19 protein-coding genes and 2 tRNA genes are annotated in these 19,181 nt (G+C 70.2%); 10 read left to right on the top strand and 11 right to left on the bottom strand.

The window, feature by feature from the left end; genetic code table 11:
- Positions 1-23 precede the first annotated feature (23 nt).
- The 4 genes from OIE40_RS10955 to OIE40_RS10940 all read left to right on the top strand — a co-directional run bounded on the left by OIE40_RS10955 (position 24) and on the right by OIE40_RS10940 (position 2,509).
- A complete protein-coding gene (locus OIE40_RS10955; protein ID WP_264702355.1) occupies positions 24-1,646 on the top strand; it encodes a peptidoglycan-binding domain-containing protein in 1,623 nt (540 codons plus the stop codon).
- A gap of 87 nt (positions 1,647-1,733) precedes the next feature.
- Positions 1,734-1,807 (top strand) — tRNA-Ile (locus OIE40_RS10950).
- A gap of 181 nt (positions 1,808-1,988) precedes the next feature.
- Positions 1,989-2,246 (top strand): type II toxin-antitoxin system Phd/YefM family antitoxin, encoded by a 258-nt coding sequence (locus OIE40_RS10945; RefSeq protein WP_264702268.1) that lies wholly within the window; start codon positions 1,989-1,991, stop codon positions 2,244-2,246.
- A 2-nt stretch (positions 2,247-2,248) separates the two neighbouring features.
- A complete protein-coding gene (locus OIE40_RS10940) occupies positions 2,249-2,509 on the top strand; it encodes a Txe/YoeB family addiction module toxin (protein WP_264702266.1) in 261 nt (86 codons plus the stop codon).
- A 56-nt stretch (positions 2,510-2,565) separates the two neighbouring features.
- On the opposite strand, the gene OIE40_RS10935 is transcribed toward OIE40_RS10940, so the two are convergent.
- The 5 genes from OIE40_RS10935 to OIE40_RS10915 form a co-directional block, all read right to left on the bottom strand.
- Positions 2,566-3,075, bottom strand: coding sequence for an acyl-CoA thioesterase (locus OIE40_RS10935; protein ID WP_264702264.1), 510 nt, complete (start codon positions 3,073-3,075; stop codon positions 2,566-2,568).
- 27 nt (positions 3,076-3,102) lie between these two features.
- Complete coding sequence (locus OIE40_RS10930; protein WP_264702262.1) at positions 3,103-3,453, bottom strand: hypothetical protein; 351 nt, start codon at positions 3,451-3,453, stop codon at positions 3,103-3,105.
- Positions 3,450-4,325, bottom strand: coding sequence for an SDR family oxidoreductase (locus tag OIE40_RS10925; protein WP_264702260.1), 876 nt, complete (start codon positions 4,323-4,325; stop codon positions 3,450-3,452). The genes OIE40_RS10930 and OIE40_RS10925 overlap by 4 nt, the downstream gene beginning before the upstream one ends.
- A 72-nt stretch (positions 4,326-4,397) precedes the next feature.
- The gene (locus OIE40_RS10920; RefSeq protein ID WP_264702258.1) at positions 4,398-5,255 is read right to left on the bottom strand and encodes an HAD family hydrolase; all 858 of its coding nucleotides are present in this window, start codon (positions 5,253-5,255) and stop codon (positions 4,398-4,400) included.
- Between the two features lie 201 nt (positions 5,256-5,456).
- Positions 5,457-6,881, bottom strand: coding sequence for an MGDG synthase family glycosyltransferase (locus OIE40_RS10915; RefSeq protein ID WP_264702256.1), 1,425 nt, complete (start codon positions 6,879-6,881; stop codon positions 5,457-5,459).
- Between the two features lie 107 nt (positions 6,882-6,988).
- Here OIE40_RS10915 and OIE40_RS10910 point away from each other — a divergent pair, with 107 nt between their 5' ends.
- The 4 genes from OIE40_RS10910 (at position 6,989) to OIE40_RS10895 (ending at position 10,445) form a co-directional block, all read left to right on the top strand.
- Complete coding sequence (locus OIE40_RS10910) at positions 6,989-7,783, top strand: hypothetical protein (protein WP_264702254.1); 795 nt, start codon at positions 6,989-6,991, stop codon at positions 7,781-7,783.
- 56 nt (positions 7,784-7,839) lie between these two features.
- Positions 7,840-8,466: a DUF1345 domain-containing protein gene (locus OIE40_RS10905; protein WP_264702252.1), complete on the top strand. Its 627-nt coding sequence runs from the start codon at positions 7,840-7,842 to the stop codon at positions 8,464-8,466.
- A 461-nt stretch (positions 8,467-8,927) separates the two neighbouring features.
- On the top strand, positions 8,928-9,185 hold the full coding sequence (locus OIE40_RS10900; RefSeq protein WP_264702250.1) for a YdcF family protein: 258 nt from the start codon (positions 8,928-8,930) through the stop codon (positions 9,183-9,185).
- 159 nt (positions 9,186-9,344) lie between these two features.
- Positions 9,345-10,445, top strand: coding sequence for a glycerophosphodiester phosphodiesterase (locus OIE40_RS10895; RefSeq protein WP_264702249.1), 1,101 nt, complete (start codon positions 9,345-9,347; stop codon positions 10,443-10,445).
- Positions 10,446-10,727: 282 nt separating this feature from the next.
- On the opposite strand, the gene OIE40_RS10890 is transcribed toward OIE40_RS10895, so the two are convergent.
- From OIE40_RS10890 to OIE40_RS10865, 6 genes are all read right to left on the bottom strand, one after another.
- A tRNA-Asn gene (locus OIE40_RS10890) sits at positions 10,728-10,800 on the bottom strand.
- A gap of 36 nt (positions 10,801-10,836) precedes the next feature.
- Positions 10,837-11,340, bottom strand: coding sequence for a hypothetical protein (locus tag OIE40_RS10885; protein ID WP_264702248.1), 504 nt, complete (start codon positions 11,338-11,340; stop codon positions 10,837-10,839).
- Positions 11,341-11,358: 18 nt separating this feature from the next.
- Positions 11,359-12,159 carry a sigma-70 family RNA polymerase sigma factor gene (locus tag OIE40_RS10880; protein ID WP_264702247.1) on the bottom strand — a complete coding sequence of 267 codons (801 nt, stop codon included), beginning with the start codon at positions 12,157-12,159 and terminating at the stop codon, positions 11,359-11,361.
- Between the two features lie 631 nt (positions 12,160-12,790).
- The gene (dnaG, locus tag OIE40_RS10875; RefSeq protein WP_264702354.1) at positions 12,791-14,686 is read right to left on the bottom strand and encodes a DNA primase; all 1,896 of its coding nucleotides are present in this window, start codon (positions 14,684-14,686) and stop codon (positions 12,791-12,793) included.
- A gap of 24 nt (positions 14,687-14,710) precedes the next feature.
- Positions 14,711-15,325, bottom strand: a complete 615-nt coding sequence (locus OIE40_RS10870; RefSeq protein ID WP_264702246.1) for a GyrI-like domain-containing protein — start codon at positions 15,323-15,325, stop codon at positions 14,711-14,713.
- A gap of 70 nt (positions 15,326-15,395) precedes the next feature.
- Positions 15,396-16,496: an HD domain-containing protein gene (locus OIE40_RS10865; protein ID WP_264702245.1), complete on the bottom strand. Its 1,101-nt coding sequence runs from the start codon at positions 16,494-16,496 to the stop codon at positions 15,396-15,398.
- 146 nt (positions 16,497-16,642) lie between these two features.
- Here OIE40_RS10865 and OIE40_RS10860 point away from each other — a divergent pair, with 146 nt between their 5' ends.
- Both OIE40_RS10860 and OIE40_RS10855 read left to right on the top strand, forming a co-directional pair.
- A complete protein-coding gene (locus OIE40_RS10860) occupies positions 16,643-17,755 on the top strand; it encodes an ROK family transcriptional regulator (protein ID WP_264702244.1) in 1,113 nt (370 codons plus the stop codon).
- A 48-nt stretch (positions 17,756-17,803) separates the two neighbouring features.
- Positions 17,804-19,171, top strand: coding sequence for an extracellular solute-binding protein (locus OIE40_RS10855; RefSeq protein ID WP_264702243.1), 1,368 nt, complete (start codon positions 17,804-17,806; stop codon positions 19,169-19,171).
- Positions 19,172-19,181: the final 10 nt, after the last annotated feature.

The following is a 19,181-nucleotide window of genomic DNA, read 5'->3' as shown; positions in this document are numbered from 1 at the left end:
CGACAGGGTGGGAGGTGGCAGCGATGGGGATCAGGCAGAACGCCGCCTACTACCGCAGGGTGGCCGCGAAACTGACCGACTGGGGCTGGGACGACTACCTGGACTGGTGGCCGGGCTGGGCCACGCGCACCAACTCCTCGACGGTGACGATGCCGCAGGCTGTGACCGTGCACCACACCGGCGGCGCGGCCACCGCGACGAGCTACCTGGTCAACCCTCGTGACCGTCCGCAGCTGCGGGTGCTGGCCAACGTGCACATCGACGTGCTGGAGCGACGGATCCGGTTCATCTGCGCCGGCGGCGCCAGCCACGGCGGCTACACCCATCAGGCCTGCTACCAGCGGGTGCTGGCCGGCACCGCCCCGCTCGACCGCGACCTCGATCCGGGCGCCGACTCCCGCACCTTCTCGATCAACAGGCGCACCGTCGGCATCGAGATCGACGGTGCGGGCGGGGCCAAGGAGTGGGACGAGTGGACCTATCGCGCCGCCGTGGCCACCGCCGCCGCCTGCCAGCTGGCCGGAGGCTGGCCGCTCGGGGACGCGCCGCGCGTGGGTGCACACAAGGAGCACACCCGGCGCAAGCCGGGCGACCCGTTCGCGCCGATGGGACGGTTCCGGCGTGACGTCCTCGACTGCCTGAAGTCGCCGTGGGGACCGCCCGGCGCCCGGCCCGACTTCGTCCTCGGTGACCGGGTGCTCTCCAAGGACGGCAACGACCGCGGACCGGACGTGGCGGCGCTGATCGACCTGCTGCGCGCCCTGGGGCACGACCTGCGGCCCGATGACGAGTTCGGCCCGGCCACGCAGGGCGCGGTGATCGCCTTCCAGCGCGAACACGGCCTCACCCCCGACGGGGTCGTCCGGCTCGCCACCGTGCTGGCGATGCGGCTCGCCCTGACCAAACCGGGCACCAACGATGTGGCCGACACGGGGGCGATCGACCAGCAGGCCGGCGTCCCACTCGAACTGGTGGAGGTCGCGCCCCGGCGCCGCTTCCGGTTCGGCCAGGCGAACCTGCGTGCGGAACGCTTCGGCGGCCTCGCAGACGACACGCCGCGGCGCGGCGAGTACCTGCGCGACCAGATGAAGTGTTCGGTCTATGCCCTGTGCGAGGTGCCGGAGGCGTCCCGAGAAGCCATTCGGGCGGTGCTGGGAGCCAGGCGGTGGAAGCTGTTCTGCGTGGGGTACGCCTGCGTGCTGTGGGATTCGCACAAGTGGCAGCACAGCGGGTGCCGCACCGTCGACTTCGGCACGGCCGGGGTGCACGGTGCCGTTCGGGTGACGCTGCGGGATCGCCAGGGGAGCGGGCTGGCCCTCGACGTCATCTCGATGCACGTGCGGCCCAGTGCCGTCACCGACCTGGGCGGCAAACTCGAGGACGTCGCCGCCGGCATGCAGCTGTATCGGCGTGGCGTCCCGACCATGGTGGGCGGTGATTTCAACACCGGCAAGTCGTTCTCGGTGCTGGAACCGTTGGGCTTCCGGCGCTCGACCCGGCACGTCGACACCGTCAACGCCGTCGGCGACCAGCGACTCGACGCTGTGTTCGGCCAGGGACTGAAGGTGAGCGGCCAGGAACTGCTCGACCCGGGCTCGCTGTCCGACCACAAGGTGTGGGTGGTGAAGGCGGCGCTGTCGGGCTGACCGGGTTCGAGTTGGCTAGACTCCGATCGGCCGTCCGGCCTCTCTGGATCGAGGTTTGGATGCCATGCCGGCCCAGGCGTCCGGCAGGGGGCGGTAGCTCAGCAGGTCAGAGCAGGGGACTCATAATCCCTGGGTCGCGGGTTCGAGCCCCGCCCGCCCCACCGGCGTTCCGGAAGGTATGACCTCTTCCCCAGCCGCAGTCCGGCGTGTCCGTGATCGACATCCCACAGGTGCGATGCAACGTGAGTTCGCTCTACCGCTGCGTGTCCGGGGGCGGGGCCGACCTTCGTGAAAGGGCTGCTCAGAGCGTACACTTTTCTGTACAGGTAGGAGGACGCAACTATGAAAACGCTCAGCTACACAGAGTCACGGGCTCGCTATGCCGAGGTTCTCGACTCGGTGGTCAACGACCGAGAAGAGGTCGTGATCACTCGCGCCGGGCATGAGCCCGTCGTGATCGTCTCGCTCGAGGACTACGAAGCGCTCAAGGAGACCGCCTACCTGATGCGCTCCCCCGCGAACGCGCGCCGCCTTCTCGACGCCATGGAGCGACTGGAGTCCGGCCGCGGTGAGCGCCACGACGCGATCGAGGCCGACTGAGCATGCTCCTCGTCTGGGACGAGAACGCCTGGGACGACTATCTGTGGTGGCAGGCGCAGGACCGTCGGGTCCTCAAGCGAGTCAACACCCTCATCGAGGAGGTCGCCCGCAACGGCGACGAGGGCATGGGCAAGCCGCAGGCTCTCAAGCACGACTTCGCCGGCTACAGGTCGCGACGCATCACCGACGAACACCGGCTCGTCTACAAGACCGTCGGCGATGAGATCCGGATCGCCGCCTGCCGCTACCACTACGGCCGCTGATTGCGTGGCCTCGCCCACGGGGTCGTATATGACGACATCCACGTCGCCGCCTGCCCCTACCAAATGCGCGGCATGACCCATAAGCCGTAGTCGTCTGTCTCGGCGCGCCGCTCCGCCAGCCGCAATGCCCGCCGCTGTTCGGCCTCGGCCCAGCGCCGGCGCCCGAGCTCGTCGGTCACCTCCAGCTGCGGCACGGGCTGGGGGTTGCCGTCGGCGTCTAGCGCGACCATCGCGAAGTAGCAGCTGGTCGTGTGCCGCCGGACGCCGGTGAGCACGTCCTCGGCCTCGACCCGGATGCCGACCTCGAGCGAGGATCGTCCGGTGTAGTTGACCGAGGCCAGGAAGGTGACCAGCTCACCGACGTGCACGGCCTGGCGGAACGTGACCCGGTCGATCGCGGCGGTGACGCAGTAACGCCGTGCGTAGCGGCTGGCGCACGAGTAGGCGACCTGGTCGAGCACCTTGAGCAGGTGACCGCCGTGCACGTTGCCGGCGAAGTTGGCGGTTTCGGGCGTCATCAGCACCGTCAGCGACAGGGTGTGGGCGGGCGGATCTTCCTTCGGCACGCATCGAACCCTAGTAGGGGCGGGCACTCACGCAGAGCCATCGTCGTGCGCTGTGGGTAGGGGCCAGACCGTCACGGCCGGTTCCTGCCCGTGCCGGACGCGGTAGGCGTCGACTGCCTCGGCGCGCAGTGACTGCGGATCCTCACCAGCCTGCAACCGGACGAGCAGCGGGGTCAGCCACTCGGCGTCCGGCCCGCCGAGGTGGTCGGCGAACTCGGCGAACAACTCGGGGATGGAGACCACCGCCGCGTGGCTGCTGGGGCCGTCGTCGGCCCAGACGGCGACCTTGCGTTCGGCGAAGGCGACCTGCACGCCGCGGCGGGTGTAGAACCGTTCGCCGTGCTCGGCCAGCTCGACGAACTCGACGGGCCTGGTCACCGGCCGCCGCGACCGGCCGCGGCGGCGCGGGCGAGCACCTCCTCCAGCGTGGTGGCCGGGTGCCCGGTGAGACGCTCGACGTCGTCGCTGACCCCGGCCAGTTCGCCGGCTGCGATCGCGGTGTAGGTCGACACCCAGGCGTCCAGTTGCCAGGGGGGCGCCCCGTAGCCGGCCCGCGACCCGTAGGCCTCGGCGAGGGTCTCGTCGTGATAGCGGACGCGGCGTCCCTGCACCCGACCGATCGTGTCGGCGATCTCGCTGAGGGTGAGCGCGGCCGGTCCGGTGAGCGCGTAGGTGGCACCGGCGTGGGCTGCGGGGTCGAGCAGCACGGTCGTGGCGGCGTCCGCGATGTCGTCCTGGGCGACCGCGGCCACCCGGCCCTCGCCGGCCGGGCCACGGATGACGCCGTCCTCCCCCACCAGCCCGGTCAGGAAGTCGGCGTACAGGTTGTCTCTCAGGAACGTGACCGCGAAGCCGGCGGCGCGAAGGTACTGCTCGGTGACGTAGTGGTCACGGGCCAGGGTGAACGTTGCGTCGGGCGCCGCGCCGAAGAACGACACGTACACCAGGTGCCGGACGCCGGCCGCGGCCGCCGCGTCCACGAAACTGCGGTGCTGCTCGAGACGATCGGCACTCTCAGCCGCAGACACCATCAGGACGGTGTCGACGCCGTCCAGGGCTGCCGTGACGGCCTGGGTGTCGCCGAAGGCGGCCCGGCGCACGTCCACGAGGCCAAGCCGGGGCGACACCCGGGCGGGGTCACGGGCCAGCACCCGCAGCGGGACGTCCGTGGCTGCCAGCCTGTCGGCGATCCGGCCGCCCAGGTTCCCGGTCACGCCGGTGAGGGCGATGGGTCGTCCGTTCGGGGTCATGGGTTCATCATGCCCACCGTTCGGTCGCGACGACGTGTCGTGCGCCGCCGCGCGGGCAGGTCTCGGCAGCGATCAGGCGGCGCGGTCGGCGGCGTCGAGCAGTCGCTCCAGCACCTGCATGACGCCCTGCTCGGCATTGGTCGGCGCGACGTAGCTCGCGGCCCGCAGCACCGACGGATGCGCGTTCGCGACCGCGAACGAGTGCGGCACCGACTCGATCATCTCCAGGTCGTTGAGGTAGTCGCCGAACACCACCGTCTGCTCCGGCGTCACCCCGAGCACGCGCTGCAGCTCGCCCAACGCCGCGCCCTTGTTGACACCCTGCTTCATCACGTCCAGCCAGCACTGGCTCGAGATCACCACCTGGTGCGGACGGCACCAGCCGGCCAACGCCTCCGCGGTCTCGGCGGATCCGGCGAAGTCGAACACCGACAGCTTGATCGGGTCGTCCGCCACGGCCAGCACGTCGTCCACCACCTGCAGCGAGGCGAAGTAGCGCGACACCTCGGCCACGAACGCGTCATCGACCCGGTCGATGTAGGCGCAGTCGCGGCCGCACCACACCACGCCGAGATCACGCGTGTCACCGAGCGCCCGGATCGAGCGGACCACCCGAGCGGCCCAGTCACGGTCGAGCGGGCTGCTGCTCAGCTCGTTGCCGTCACGCACCACGTAGGTGCCGTTCTCGGCGATGAAAGCCATGCCCTCGGGGGTGCCGAACATGCGGGTCAGCATCGGGTACTGCCGCCCGGACGCCGGGGCCAGCGTGATTTTGCGCTCCCGCAGCCGGTCGACCAGTGCCCAGAACCGGGCCGGCAACTCGCCGGCGGCGTCCAACAGGGTGCCGTCCAGGTCGGTCACCACCAGCCGCAACTCGAGCGGCTCAGTGGGCAGGGTGAGGGCGGGTTCGGACGGGGCGAGGCTGGGCATCGATCACTTTCGCTGGGCATGCGTAGACGGGCCGGGTTCACGGCCTCGACGCGGGATTCTCGCCCAGTTTAGCCCAAATCCCCTTGTGCATCGATTTCTCCGGCTGAGCAAGGGGCTCGGGATCACGCTCGCCGACGGGGACGGCCGGCATCGCGTCGACCGCCCGGCCGGTGCGGCGACCGGTTCGGGGGTGGTTCGTCGTCAGGCCACGCCGAAGATACGCACCTTGTCGTCGCCCAGCAGCCACTTGCCAGCCACGGCAAGGTCGAGGTTGTCGGGCTGCCAACGCATCGTGCGCAGCGTCTTGCGTGACAGCTTCACCTGCTTCGACCAGCTCGTCACCCCCAGCGGCCGCAACTGCGTCTGGGTGAGGACGGCCCGCGACCCACCGGTCACCGGGTCGGTCAGCACCTGCAACCGCCGCCCCGCCGGCAGGTCGGCGGCCGCTATCCCCTCCTGGCTGGCCAGCAGCATCGACTTCTGCGCCTCGCGACTGATCCACAGCGGCGGGGTCAGCATCTGCAGGGACGCCTCGGCGACGGTCCGGCCGGCGTGCGGGCGTCCGATTCGTCGGGCGTTGGCTGCCATCGCCGCCAGCCGCTCGGGATCGCGCAGCAGCAGGTCGATCTTGTATCCGACGGTCGTGGCGTAGTTGCAGCGCACCGCGGCGCCCTCCTCGACCAGGAAGTCGGCGTTGCGCACCTCCTGGCCGGGGATCGGGTTGATGATCACCATCGGCAGCCCGGCCGCCATGCACTCCGACGAGGACAGGCCACCCGGCTTGCCCACGAACAGCGACGCGACCTTCATCAGATCGGCCATCTCGGTGGTGAAGCCGATCACCTTGAACCGGTCGGCGTGAGGGCCGAGCGCGGCCTCGACATCGAGTCGCAGCTGCTCGTTGCGGCCACAGATCACGACGGCCTGGAACTTCTGTTCACTGCGCCGCACCTGGCGCACGATGTTCAGCGTGTAGCTGCCGCCCGAGGCGCCCGCCGAGATGAGCACGACCGGCAGGTCGGGGTCGAGTCCGAACCGGGCGCGCACCGCGGCGTTGTCGACGGGTTCGTCGAGTCCGGGCCGCACCGGAATGCCGGACGCCAGCACCCGGTCCTCGGGGACGCCGATGCTGAGCATGAACTCGCGGCCCTCGTCGCGGGCGAGGAAGAAGTGGTTGAACGGCGAGGTCAGCCACAGGCCCTGGAAGTCGTAGTCGGTGGTCACCACGGTGAGCGACGCGTGCAGTTGACGCCGGGCCAGCAGCAGCGCCACCAGCCTGGCCGGCAGGAAGTGGGTGCAGATCACCAGATCGGGGTCGTAGTCGCGGATCTGCCTCACCAGCGCGGTGGTGTTCATCTTGTCCCACCACTGCACCAGCGGAGCCAGCTTGAACGGCGGATCCTGGCTGTCGTACCCCCAGCCGACCAGCCACGGAACTTCGGAGACCAGGCTGAAGTAGGCGTCGTCGTACAGCTTCTGGAACACCTCGTTGGTGGTCTCCAGAATGTCGATCCGGTGGGCGCTCTCCACCTCGCGGATGTCGCCGAGCGCCTGCTCGATCGCGCTGGCGGCCTGATTGTGACCGGCCCCGACGCCGGCGGCCAGGATCAGAGTGCGTAGCCCCATGGGGCGATGCTAACGCCGGTGGCGTGCTCGTCCGAGGGCGACGCCGCCGAAGCTCCTGCACCGCCCGCTAGGCTGTAGTCCCCCCTCCCACCACCCCTGGAGGAGCCATGGACCGACTCCCGGACCCCGCTCGTCAGATCGCCGTCACCCTCAGCTACATCGCGGCAGTGTTCGGCACACTGGCCGGCCTGGGCATCATCGGCACCGAGGTGCAGCGCAGTTCCGGGGGTGCCTTCGCCGCCGACGCGACGCTGCTGACGCCAGCTGGCACCGCGTTCAGCATCTGGTCGGTGATCTACGTCGGGCTGACCGGTTACCTGGTGTGGCAGTGGCTGCCGGGCAACGCCGTCTCTCCCGTTGCCCGAGGAACCGGCTGGTGGGCGGCCGCGTCCCTGTTGCTCAACGGCGCATGGCTCGCCGTGACCCAACTGGGCTCGCTGTGGGGCAGCGTGGTGGTCATCGGGCTGCTCGCCTACGTGCTCGGCCGGCTGTGCCGCGGGCTGGTCGGGCAGCGGCCCGGCAGTCTCGCCGAGCTACTCGTCGTCCGCATCACCTTCGGCCTCTACCTGGGCTGGGTATGCGTCGCCACGGTGGCGAACGTCACCGCGGCGGCTGTGGGCAGCGGCGTGAACCTGGGCGCCGCCGCTCCGACGGTAGCGGTGGCGGTGCTGCTGGTTGCAGGCGCTCTGGGCATCGTCCTGGCCCGGACGATGCCCGGCCAGCTCGCCATCGGCGTCGCGATGGCCTGGGGATTGGGCTGGATCGCGGTGGGCCGGCTGTTGGCCGAGCCTCGCTCGCTGCTGGTCGGCGCCGTCGCAACACTCGTGGCCGCCGGGGTGCTGCTGGCCCACCTGCTGCGCAGCCGGATCGGCGCCCGCGGCCCGGTCGAGTCGCGCGGCTGAGCCGGCCGACGCGGCGGTGTGGGATCCGTCCGCGGCGTGATGGTTGACTGACGCCCATGAAGCTCGGTCAGGCCTGGGTGCGCACCGCGGCGTCCGTCGTGCTGGGTGCGGTTGCGGCCGTCGTCGTGAGCGGCGTGCTCGATGTGCCCGCAGCGACAGCGGTCGGCTGGATCGTGTTGACCCTCACCTTCGTCGGCTGGACCCTGCTGGTCATCCTCCGCTTCGACGCCGACGCCACCCGCGAGCATGCGACGACCGAGGACCCCAGCCACGGGGCCAGTGCGCTGATCCTGACCGCGGCGTCCGTGGCGAGCGTGGCCGGGGTCGGCATCCTGCTGGCCGGCACCCGCTCCGGTGGTTCGGTCAGCGACGCGTTCCTCGGCGCGGGTGGCGTGGTGGCGTCATGGGTGCTGGTGCACACCCTGTACACGGTGCACTACGCGCGGCTGTACTACGCCGACCCCTCCGCCACGCCCGTCGACTTCTCCGGTGACCAGCCCGACTACCACGACTTCGCCTACCTGGCCTTCACCCTGGGGATGACCTATCAGGTGTCGGACACGACGCTGCGCACCCGGGCGGTACGCCGCGCCGTGCTGCGACATGCGCTGCTGTCCTACCTGCTGGGTGCGGTGGTGCTGGCCTGCACGGTCAACGTCGTCGTCCAACTGGCTGCGGGCTGAGCCACCGGCATAGTCGGGTGCGCACGACGGGCTCGCGCGGCACCGTGCCGCCGGACGCCGCGGCCGTGGTAGCCCCAGCACTACCGTGCGGCTCGTGGTGGCGTGCTGGGGCGCGAGGTGGCCGCCTTCTAGGGTTGGCATCGTGACGATCCTTCCGCCGCCGGACCCGCGAGACGTCGCCGTCCGCGCGAAGCTGCGGCCGCCGGCGAACCCGATGGTCATGCTGGTCAGCCCGCTGGGCTGGGGATCCGTGCTCTATTGCGCGACCTCGATCATCGGGGGCGGCCTGGCACTGCTCGCCGGAATCCTCGGCATCGTGGTGTTTCCGTTGGTGGCCTGGGTGACGGCAACCGTCGAGAGCGTCCGGCTGCGCTTCGTCGGCATCCGGCGGCTGGGCCCGCCCGCTCGGTCAACACCGAACAGAATCTGCGCTTCAGAGCGAACTGCTGGCGCAGCGCGGAGTGGCCGGGTCGATCGCCGCGGTGGGCAACAACTTCCACGCCTTCCGGGCCGCGTTGCTGATGCGCCGGCTGGAGATCCCCGGCTACGCGATCGGCGCCCCGACCGCCCGGTACTACTGGCCGACCGCGGTCATCCGCGAATACATCGCGGTGCTCCGCGACCATTTCGTGCTGAATGCGGTGGTGCTCGCAGTGTCGTGCCTGCCGGTGGTGTTCTACCTGATCGACTACGTGTTCAGCCTCACCGACAGGGGCTGACGCCCAGGTCCGGGACTGCCCGTCGGTCGCCGCCAGCGACCGCCACTTTTCGTGGGGGGCTGGCGCATCGCGTCCGATCGTGGGTGGATGGTAGGGCCGAGGTACCCCCATCGGTGAGTCGTCACCCCCCTGACGACTCGGACTCAGAGAGGAGCCCCCATGCACCGTCTCATCCGGGCGATGGCCGTCGCCACCGCCACGATCATCCTCGCCGGCCTCGCCGCGACCTCCGCCACGGCCGGTGGACGCGACCACCCAGAGCGCGACGACCTCGTGGTGATCGCGCACCGTGGCGCATCCGGGTACCGCCCCGAGCACACCCTCGCGGCGTACCGACTCGCCATTCAGCAGTGCGCCGACGCGATCGAGCCCGACCTGGTCACCACCTCCGACGGCGTCCTGGTCGACCGGCACGAACCCGAGATCAGCGGCACCACCGACGTCGCCGACCATCCCGAGTTCGCCTCCCGCAAGACCACCAAGGTGCTGGACGGCAACCCGGTGACCGGCTGGTTCACCGAGGACTTCACCCTGGCCGAGTTGCGCACCCTGCGGGCCATCGAGCGGCTGCCCGATCTGCGGCCCGACAACACCGCCTACGACGGCCGCTACCAGGTGCCGACGTTCGCCGAGGTGCTGAAACTCGCCACCTCGTCGCGCACCTGCTCGGGCAAGCGGGTCGCCGTCATTCCCGAGATCAAGCACTCCACCTTCTTCCGGCAGCAGGGCTTCGACCTCGAGCCCCAGGTGGTGGCGATGCTGAACCGGTTCGGGCTGCACAGCCGCCGCGACCCGGTGGTGATCCAGAGCTTCGAGATCACCAACCTGCAGCGACTGAACCGCATGACGTCGGTCCGGCTCGTCCAGCTCGTCGACTGCCAGGGCTCCCCCTACGACCAGGTCGTCGCGGGCAACGACGTCAGCTACGCCGACATGGTGACCGCGACCGGTCTGCGCCGCGTCAGCCGGTACGCCGATCAGGTCGGACTGTGCAAGAACCTGATGATTCCGCGCAAGGCCGACAACACGCTAGGCAGGCCGACCTCGGTGATCCGTGACTCCCACCGGGCCGGCCTGACCGTGGTGGGTTGGACGTTCCGGCGGGAGAACAGCTTCCTGCCGGCCGACTTCCAGCACGGCACCGACCCGGCCGGCATCGGCGACCTGGTGGGTGAGATCCGGGTGTTCCTGCGCGCCGGTATGGACGCTTTCTTCACCGACAACCCCGATCTGGGGGTGCAGGCCGTCCGTCGGCGCTGAGGCAGTCCCGCGCCCGACCCCCGACCCTCGCCTAACTACCGAGGGCTCGCCGCCAAGCTTGGCGAGCGCTCGGTAGTTGGGCGAGCGCTTGCCCCACCAGACCCCGCGACTCGGGAGCTCTCACCGCCCATCCAGCGACGGACCTGGATGATCCGCGACGACGCCATTTCCGCGCCGGGATGCGTTGGTGGGAGCTGCACTGGTGCCCATTGACTTCCGGCAGACAACGTGCGGAAGGCGTCCCGACTGGCTCATTGCCTTGTCAGAACGCCTTTGAGAGGGCTCCCCCGCCTGGACTCGAACCAGGAACCCTCTGATTAACAGTCAGATGCTCTGCCAATTGAGCTACAGGGGATCGCGCTGTGCGCGAGAAGAAACGTTACCAGAACAGTCACGCGATGTCGTATTCGGCCCGGAGCCGGGCCAGCCCCGCCTCGGCCGCCTGCACTTGGTCGTCGTCGAAGCTGCCGCCGTGCCGGGTGAGTGCCCATTCGAGCGCCTCCCCGCCACCGCCCAGTCGGCGGCGGGCAACGATCACCGCGGCCCGTCCCCGGGATAGCTCGATCCGCTCCTGCACCACGATGCTGGCCTCGACCCGTTCGCGGAACAGGTCGGGCAGGGCACCCGGGTCGCCCACTGCAACTGCCTCCTGCACACCGTCGGAGGTGCGCCAGCGCAGCCGGCCCGTCTCGGCGTCCCAGCCGCCGGAGGTGATCTCGTGCCAGCCGATGAAGCGCCAGGCGTCCGGTCCGCGCACCGCGAGGGCGTCCGTCAGACCGGCCACCGGACCTTCATCTGCCGACGCCCAGGCGAGCACGCGGACGCGACGGCCCAGCGCGTCGGTGAGGCTGCGGTAGTCGGCCGGTGGCAACCCGGCGCGGTCGAAGAGGCCCATGCGGCCATTATCACCGCCTCAGGCGGCCTGCTGGGCGAGCAGGTGGGAGCGCAAGCGCCGCAGCGCCCGGGTTTCGTGCCGTCGCAGCGTGCTCAGCGAGATGCCGAGTTCGGCGGCTGCCGCCCGCTGGGGCCGGGCCGCGCCGCCGTCCAGCCCGAACCGCACCCGCACGATCTGCTGCTCGGTGGGCGGCAGCGCCGGCAGCAGCCTGAGCACATCGGGGGCGGGCTCGGCCCTGATCCAGGGCGCTTCGGTGAGCGCCTCCGGTTCGAGCGACTGCAGCGGGCGCAACTGCCGCATCCGGGACACCCAGCGCTCGCTGCGCCCGACCAGTTCGGCCAGTTCGGCGTCGCTGGCGTCCCGCCGCAGCCGGCCACCCAGCTCGTCGGCCAGTCCCCGGACGGCGCGGGCCCGCAACGCCGTCCGGGCCGAGCCGGGAACCCGCTGCTCGACCGAGGCATTGGTCACCCTGCGGCGGATCCACTGCATGGCGTAGGTGCTGAACCGGAAGCCGGCGGCGTGATCCCAGCGCAGCAAAGCTTCGGCCAGGCCGAGGAACCCCTCTTGGAACAGCTCGTCGGACGCTCCGATCGCGCGGGAGGAGTGCTGGTTGACCACACTCTGCACCAGCCGCAGGTTTGCCAGCAGGAACTGCTGCCAGGCCTGCCGTCCTGCTTGCTGCAGCGCCTCCAACTCGCCGGCGCTGGCCGACGAGCAGCCGCCGTCGGCCAGCCTCTCGCCTGCGAACAGGCCGGCCTCGATAGCCCTGGCCAGCCGGATCTCCTCGGCGGCCCCCAACACAGTCGCGTTCTCGTCCATGACGCCGACCTTGCGGCAGAGGTCTCGTCGGTGGAACGGCGCGGGCGTACCTGGGGAGGCAACACCGCGACAACACTGATTTCGCAGCCGGCTCACAAAATGCTGGGCGGGGGGTGCGGAGTGCCGACGGCTCAGCACCCGAGCCCGGAGTGAACGAAGCCGGCCGGGGCCGCCCGTTCTCATCAACCCCGAAGCCGCCGGGGGCGTCCGTTCTCACCAACGCCGACTACTCGCAGCCTCGGCGACTACTTTCACGTCACGACACGAGAACAGTGACCGTTCCCGAAAGCAGTAGGCGTTGGAGAGAACGCCGAACCCCGGGGCCGAGGGTTCTCATCAACGCCGACTACTCGCAGCTTCGGCGACTACTTTCACGTCACGACACGAGAACAGTCACCGTTCCCGAAAGCAGTAGGCGTTGGAGAGAACGCCAAACCCCCGGTACGGGCGGCCGAGCGGATTGACCAGCAGGCCGGGACGGCGGCCAAAGACTGCGCGGAGGACGCAGGCATGACTGACGAGATCCCGGGGCGGGCCCGGGATGGCGGCGTTTGCAACCCTCCCCCGAAGTGCTGGGGGGATACAGGCACACCCAGCGGACGCGGTCTCGCCATGCTGGCCCGGCAGGCGCTCAGAGTGCGGGGCCGGCCGCGATGTCGTTGAGTTCGCGGCGCTGCTGTTCCAGTTCGAGCAGGCCGGCGAACATGCGGTTGTAGCGCACCTGGTCGTCGACCGGGTTGGTGCGCTGCAGCTTCGACTTCAGGTTGGCGATCGACCGGGAGACCGCGAGCAGCCTCAGCTTGGCGACGTACTCGGCGGCGTAGGCCGGACTGGCCGGACGCAGCAGTGGCTCGGTCGCCAGCGCCGCCACCACAGAGGACGCCGAGGCGTCGTCCAACCGGGCCAGCACCGGCTGCGGCCAGTCGGCCTGTGCCGCTCCGGCGGCGAGGATCGCACCGAAGACGGCCGCATAGGTGGGATGGGTGAAGTCCTCGACTGCGACCCCGTTCCAGGCGTCGGTGAACACTTCGGGGGCCCGCACCATCAGCCTCAGCGTGCCGCGTTCGACTTCCAGGGTGCGGTCGCGGGGATTCGGCATCGGCAGTCCGAGCAGCTGCGGTTCGTCGTCCTCGGGCGGCGGCTCGTCGTAGGCGGGGGGCTCCCGGTGACGCGCCTGTGCGGCGGGGAGCGTGCGACGTCCGGCCCTGGAGACCTCGCGGCGCACCTCGTCGACGTCGGTACCCAGCATCTTCGCCAGCTCGTGGATGTAGCCATTGACCAGCGAATGGTCGCGGACGCTGCCGACCAGCGGCGCCGCCGCCCGCAACGCACCCAACCGGCCGTCCACCCGGTCCAGATCGAAGCCGCCGATCGTGTTGGCCATCACGTAGCGGTACAGCGGCTCGCGGCGTCCGATCAGTTCGCGTACCGCCGCGTCGCCGTGCTGAATACGCAGGTCACATGGGTCGAGCCCGCTCGGCTCGATCGCGACATACGTCTGCGAGATGAAGTGCTGGTCGCCCGAGAACACCTTCAGCGCGGCGGCCTGCCCGGCCGCGTCGCCGTCGAAGGTGAAGATCACCTCGCCCTTGAGGGCATCGGTCGACCCGATCAGCCGCGACAACAGCCTGGCGTGATCGTCGCCGAAGGCCGTACCGCACGAGGCCACCGCGGTGTCGACGCCGGCAAGATGCGCCGCCATCACGTCGGTGTAGCCCTCGACCACCACCACCTGGTTCTTCTTGGCGATGTGCTGGCGGGCCAGGTCGAGCCCGTAGAGCACGTGCGACTTCTTGTACACCGGCGTCTCGCGGGTGTTGATGTACTTGGCCGGCATCCGGTCGTCGTCGAAGATCCGCCGGGCGCCGAAGCCGAGCACCGAGCGTCCGGCATCCCTGATCGGCCACAACAGCCGGCCCTGGAAGTAGTCCCAGCCGCCCTCGCGGATCAGGCTGGCCTTGATCAACTCGTCGTCGCTGAACTTGTGCGCGCGCAGGTGCTTGGCGAGCTCGCGACCGCCGGTGGGCGCGAAGCCGACGCCGAAATGCTCGGCCGCGTCACGGTCGAAGCCCCGCTCGGTGAGGAACTGCCGGCCCGCGACGGCGTCCGGTTTGGTCAGCTGCCCGGCGAAGAAGTCGGCCGCCAGCCGATTCGCCTCCAGGATGCGCGAGCGCAACCCCGGCTCGACCCGCGGCCCACCACCCTCGGTGTACCGCAGCTGGACGCCGACCCTGTCGGCCAGGAACTCGACCGCCTCGACGAAGCTGCAGTTGTTGATCTGCTGGACGAAGCCGATCACGTCACCGCCGGCGTTGCAGCCGAAGCAGTAGTAGAAGCCGCGTGCGGGAGTCACCCGGAACGACGGTGTCTTCTCGTCGTGGAAGGGGCACAGGCCGACCAGCGCGCCCCCGCCGCCGGGGCGCAACGTCACGTAGGAGCCGACCACGTCCTCGATCCGGCTGCGCTCTCGGACGGTCGCCAGATCCTCCTCGTTGATCAACCCAGGCACGCCGGTCAGTGTACGCAGCCGCACCGGTGCGTCGGACGCCGATCAGCCGACGACCGGCTGTCGCAGGATGGTCCGCAGCCGCTGCGGCGCGGTCCGCCGGGCGTCGTTGAGGTAGATCTCGTGGTGGCGGCCAGTCAGCCGCAACCCGTGGGCCGGGATCACCTCGTGATGCAGCCGCTCCAGCACCGGCCCCTCGTCGTCGTAGCTGCCGACGTGCAGGGTCTGCACCGCCATCCCCTCGGTGAACGACTCGACCCGCAGCCGCTCCGGCACCGGCGCCTTCCCGGCGTCCCGGACACCGGCGAGGGCCTGCTCGACCTGCTCACCGACGATCCAGTCCGGGACCAGGTTCAGCACCGTCCACTTCCAGGCCGACTTGTCCCTGGCTGCGGTGAAAGCAGCCAGGTCGTCGGCCCACCACAACGCCTCGAGCGGCATCACCCGGTAGTCTTGCCCGGCTGCCCGGCTGAGGAACTTGAGCCGATAGGCCACCGGATACAAGGTGGCCAGCGCATCGGCATAGGCCGGGGACGTGTTCGGGTCACCGTGCCCGTCGATCATCAGGTACCGCCTGGCCGGCAGGTTCACGACGTCGAAGCGGCCCTTGCGGGCGGCGTAGCCCGGCAGGCTCCGCAGCAGATCCTCTTTGACGGGCACGACGCCCCCCCTCTCAGTTCCAGCGCCAGCGGCCGCCTCTGTTCGGCGGCCCGGCCGAGGTCGCGGGCGGCTACTGCGGACGGGGCAGCCGGTCCGGATCCCAACCGAGCAGCGCCACCGCGGTGTCGAAGGCGAACCGGTCGGTCATCCCGCCCACGTAGGCGACGGCGGCGTGGTTGAGCCGCTCGGGGTCCTCGGGCGGTTCCGGCAGGACCACCGGATGTTCCAGATAGAACTCCACCAGGGCCCGCAGCACGGCGATCACGGCGTCCGACTGGACCAGCGATTCGGGGCGGGTGTAGATGCGTTCGTAGTTGAACGCCCGCAGGGTCGCGAGCGCGTCGGCGACCTCGGTGCGCATACCGACCGACCCGGTGGCCACGGTGGTGGCGATCACCTCGCGGATGAAGCGACTCAACTGCTCACGGCGGGTGGCGCCGACCACCTCGACGACGGCGTCTGGGACCTCGGCGACGGTGACGATGCCGGCGACGATGGCGTCCTCGAGGTCGTGCGCGCAGTAGGCGATGCGGTCGGCCCAACTGACGATCTCGCCCTCGACCGTGGCCGGCGTGGGCCGCGACCAGGAGTGGTTGCGAATGCCGTCGAGGGTCTGGACGCACAGGTTGAGCGGGGTCAGCACCACATCGGCGCCCCACGGACCGTGGTCGTACCCCTCGGGCAGGAAGGCGTCGAAGGCGTCCTCGCTGGCGTGCCCCCCGGGGCCGTGGCCACAGTCGTGACCCAGTGCGATCGCCTCGGCCAGGGTGACGTTCACCCCGACGCCGCGGGCGATCGAGGTGGCGACCTGCGCGACCTCGAGCGCGTGGGTGAGCCGGGTGCGCTGGTGATCGGTGGGGTGCACGACGACCTGCGTCTTGCCGGCCAACCGGCGGAACGCCGTCGAGTGGACGATGCGGTCGCGGTCCCGTTCGAAGCAGGTGCGCTCCGCGTCCGGAGCCTCCTCGCGCGCCCGCTCCCCCGCTCCGACGGCCCGGGTGGCACCGGCGACCAGGAACTGCTCCTCGCGAGCTTCCCGCTGCTCGCGCAGCACGGCCCGTGGCACTTCGAGCCGGACGCCGGGGCTCGCGTGGGCGCGGACCACCCCGGCACCGCTGTGTCCGGCCATCGTCTCGGCCCAGGCGATGGCGCGCGGCGGGAGTTCTGGCATGTGTTCATCCTGTCAGGCGCCCGGCCGGAACGCCTCCAGGGCCGGCGGCGACGCCCCCACGGCAACGCACAGCCAGTCCATAACGAGTTGGTAACAGGACGGGAAGGTTGTTCCCGACTGATTGTTAGTAAGGTTTACTAACTACCATGCAGACGACGCAGCGACGCAAGCTACGCCCGGAGGACGCCCGGCGCAGCAACCTCGCGCTCGTGCTGCAGGAGCTCAACGACTCCCCCCTCGCCTCGCGTGCCGATCTCGCTCGCGCGACCGGCCTGACGAAGGTGACCATCTCCGACCTGGTCGGCGAACTGCTCGACGACGGACTGGTGGTCGAGAGCGGCACCAGTGAGGTCGGACGCCCCGGCAAGCCCTCCACGCTGCTGGATTTGAACCCGTCCGGCCGCGACATCCTGGCGATGGACCTGTCGGCGCGCGACCGGCTGCGCGGCGCCGTCCTCGATCTGCACGGCACGCCGATCCTGACCCGCGTCACGCCGCTGGACGGCGCCACCGGCGAGGCCGCACTGACCGCCGCTCGAGGCCTCGCGGCCGAACTGGCCGCCGCCGCCACGCACCCGATCCTCGGCCTGGGGGTGGGAACGCCCGGCACCGTCGACCGGCACGGCACGGTGCTGTCGGCACCCAACCTGCAGTGGGCCAACCTGCCGCTACGCGAACTGCTGCACGGCGACCTGGACCTGCCGGTCCGGGTGGAGAACGACGCCAACGTGGCGGTGCTGGCCGAACGCCGCTTCGCCGGCGCCCCGGACGACCTGGTGCGGGTGCACCTGTCGCGCGGTGTCGGCGCCGGGCTGCTGGTCGGTGGCGTCCTGGTGCACGGCGCGGCCAGTGACGCCGGCGAGATCGGCCACGTGGCGATCGGGTCCGACGGCGCCCTGTGCGGCTGCGGCAAGACCGGCTGCCTGGAGACCTGGGCGTCGGTGCCGGCGTTGCGGGCCCGCCTGCAGGCCGCTCCGGACTCGGCAGCCGTCGATGCCGCCCTGGCGGCCGCCGGACATCGGCTGGGGCTCGCCCTCGCGCCCGTCGTCGGCATGCTCGGCCTGCAGCACATCGTCGTCGGCGGCCCGCCCGAGATCACGACCGCCGCCCTGCTCGACGCCGCCCGCGACTGCATCGTGGCGCGCACCCGATCGGAGTTCCGGCCCCGGCTGGAACTCACCCCCTCCGCCCTGGGCGAGGACGCCGTGCTGCTGGGCGCGGCCGCCCTCGTCCTGCTCAACGAACTCGGGGTCGCCTGACCCCGCCGCAACCACCGCCCATCGCCCGCACCATCCGAAAGGAACGCAATGAAGAAGACGCTGTCGGCGCTCGCACTCGTGACCGCTTCAGCCCTGGCCCTGGGAGCCTGCTCCTCCGGTCAGGCGTCCAGCCCGTCCGCCACGGGCTCCGCCTCGGCCTCGGCCGCCGCCCAGGACATCACCCTGTGGCTGGCCGGTGGCGACACTCCCGACGCGCTGCGGGACTACCTGAAGAAGACCTACAAGGCCAACACGGGCGGCACCCTCACCATCGAGGAGCAGGCCTGGGGTGACCTGGTCACCAAGCTGACCACCTCGCTGCCGGACGAGAACAACACCCCCGACGTGGTCGAGGTCGGCAACACCCAGTCGCCCACCTTCACCAACGTCGGCGCCTTCTCCGACATCTCCGACCTGTACGGCGAACTGGGCGGCGACAAGCTGCTGCAGTCCTTCGTCGAGGTCGGCAAGGTGGACGGCAAGAACTACACGCTGCCCTACTACTTCGGCTCGCGCTACATGTTCTACCGCAAGGACATCTGGAAGGCCGCCGGCGTCGAGGTGCCCACCACGCTGGACGCCTTCAACAGTGCGGTGAAGGAGATCACCACCAAGAACCCCAAGAAGGTCAAGGACTTCTCCGGCTTCTTCCTGGGCGGCCAGGACTGGCGCAACGGCATCTCGTGGATCTTCGCCAACGGCGGTGACCTGGCCAAGTACGACAACGGCCAGTGGACCTCCACGCTGTCCGACCCCAACACCATCAAGGGCCTGACCCAGCTGCAGGGCATCTACACCGACGCGTCCAAGGCACCGAGGACGGCCAAGGACCAGTCCCCGTGGCTGTACATCAACGACTCCGACGTGATCAAGGACGACGCCGACGATCCCGACAAGGTGACCGGCAAGACCTCGCTGGCCGCCGCCACCATCATGGCGCCGGGCTGGGCGCACTGGTCGATCGGCGACCTGAAGAAGGTCGACGGCAAGGAGACCCGCGAGTGGAACTCCGACACGTTCGGCACCTTCGTGCTGCCGGGCAACGACGGCACGCCCGCCCCGGTCTTCGCCGGCGGCTCGAACATCGGCATCTCGGCGAAGTCGAAGAACCAGGAGGGCTCGCGCGAGCTGCTCAAGATCATCTTCTCCGCCGACTACCAGAAGATGCTGGGCGAGAACGGCCTCGGCCCGGCCAACTCCGACTACGTCTCGAGCCTCGGTGACGACGAGTTCGCCAAGGCGCTGATCGAGTCGGCGTCCAACTCGAAGCTGACCCCGGCGGCCCCGGGCTGGGCCTCGGTCGAGGCGTCCGGCAAGCTCGAGGAGTTCTTCTCCAAGGTCGCCGAGGGTGGCGACGTGACCGCCCTGGCCACCGAGTACGACGCGATCTTCACCCCGTTGCTGAACGGCAAGTGATCGCCTGACG

This window comes from Micropruina sonneratiae, assembly GCF_025972045.1.
Lineage (GTDB): Bacteria > Actinomycetota > Actinomycetes > Propionibacteriales > Propionibacteriaceae > Micropruina > Micropruina sonneratiae.
The sequence above is the reverse complement of the archived record's forward strand: the minus strand, read 5'-3'. Positions and strand labels throughout refer to the sequence as shown.

What these genes read in the sequence shown, in the direction of transcription:
- OIE40_RS10915 (WP_264702256.1), bottom strand. Translation starts at nt 6,881, where the DNA reads ATGGGGCTACGCACTCTGATCCTGGCCGCCGGCGTCGGGGCCGGTCAC.
- OIE40_RS10920 (WP_264702258.1), bottom strand. Translation starts at nt 5,255, where the DNA reads ATGCCCAGCCTCGCCCCGTCCGAACCCGCCCTCACCCTGCCCACTGAG.
- OIE40_RS10945 (WP_264702268.1), top strand. Translation starts at nt 1,989, where the DNA reads ATGAAAACGCTCAGCTACACAGAGTCACGGGCTCGCTATGCCGAGGTT.
- OIE40_RS10885 (WP_264702248.1), bottom strand. Translation starts at nt 11,340, where the DNA reads ATGGGCCTCTTCGACCGCGCCGGGTTGCCACCGGCCGACTACCGCAGC.
- OIE40_RS10865 (WP_264702245.1), bottom strand. Translation starts at nt 16,496, where the DNA reads ATGCCAGAACTCCCGCCGCGCGCCATCGCCTGGGCCGAGACGATGGCC.
- OIE40_RS10940 (WP_264702266.1), top strand. Translation starts at nt 2,249, where the DNA reads ATGCTCCTCGTCTGGGACGAGAACGCCTGGGACGACTATCTGTGGTGG.
- OIE40_RS10910 (WP_264702254.1), top strand. Translation starts at nt 6,989, where the DNA reads ATGGACCGACTCCCGGACCCCGCTCGTCAGATCGCCGTCACCCTCAGC.
- OIE40_RS10855 (WP_264702243.1), top strand. Translation starts at nt 17,804, where the DNA reads ATGAAGAAGACGCTGTCGGCGCTCGCACTCGTGACCGCTTCAGCCCTG.
- OIE40_RS10880 (WP_264702247.1), bottom strand. Translation starts at nt 12,159, where the DNA reads ATGGACGAGAACGCGACTGTGTTGGGGGCCGCCGAGGAGATCCGGCTG.
- OIE40_RS10860 (WP_264702244.1), top strand. Translation starts at nt 16,643, where the DNA reads ATGCAGACGACGCAGCGACGCAAGCTACGCCCGGAGGACGCCCGGCGC.
- OIE40_RS10895 (WP_264702249.1), top strand. Translation starts at nt 9,345, where the DNA reads ATGCACCGTCTCATCCGGGCGATGGCCGTCGCCACCGCCACGATCATC.
- OIE40_RS10925 (WP_264702260.1), bottom strand. Translation starts at nt 4,325, where the DNA reads ATGACCCCGAACGGACGACCCATCGCCCTCACCGGCGTGACCGGGAAC.
- OIE40_RS10905 (WP_264702252.1), top strand. Translation starts at nt 7,840, where the DNA reads ATGAAGCTCGGTCAGGCCTGGGTGCGCACCGCGGCGTCCGTCGTGCTG.
- OIE40_RS10955 (WP_264702355.1), top strand. Translation starts at nt 24, where the DNA reads ATGGGGATCAGGCAGAACGCCGCCTACTACCGCAGGGTGGCCGCGAAA.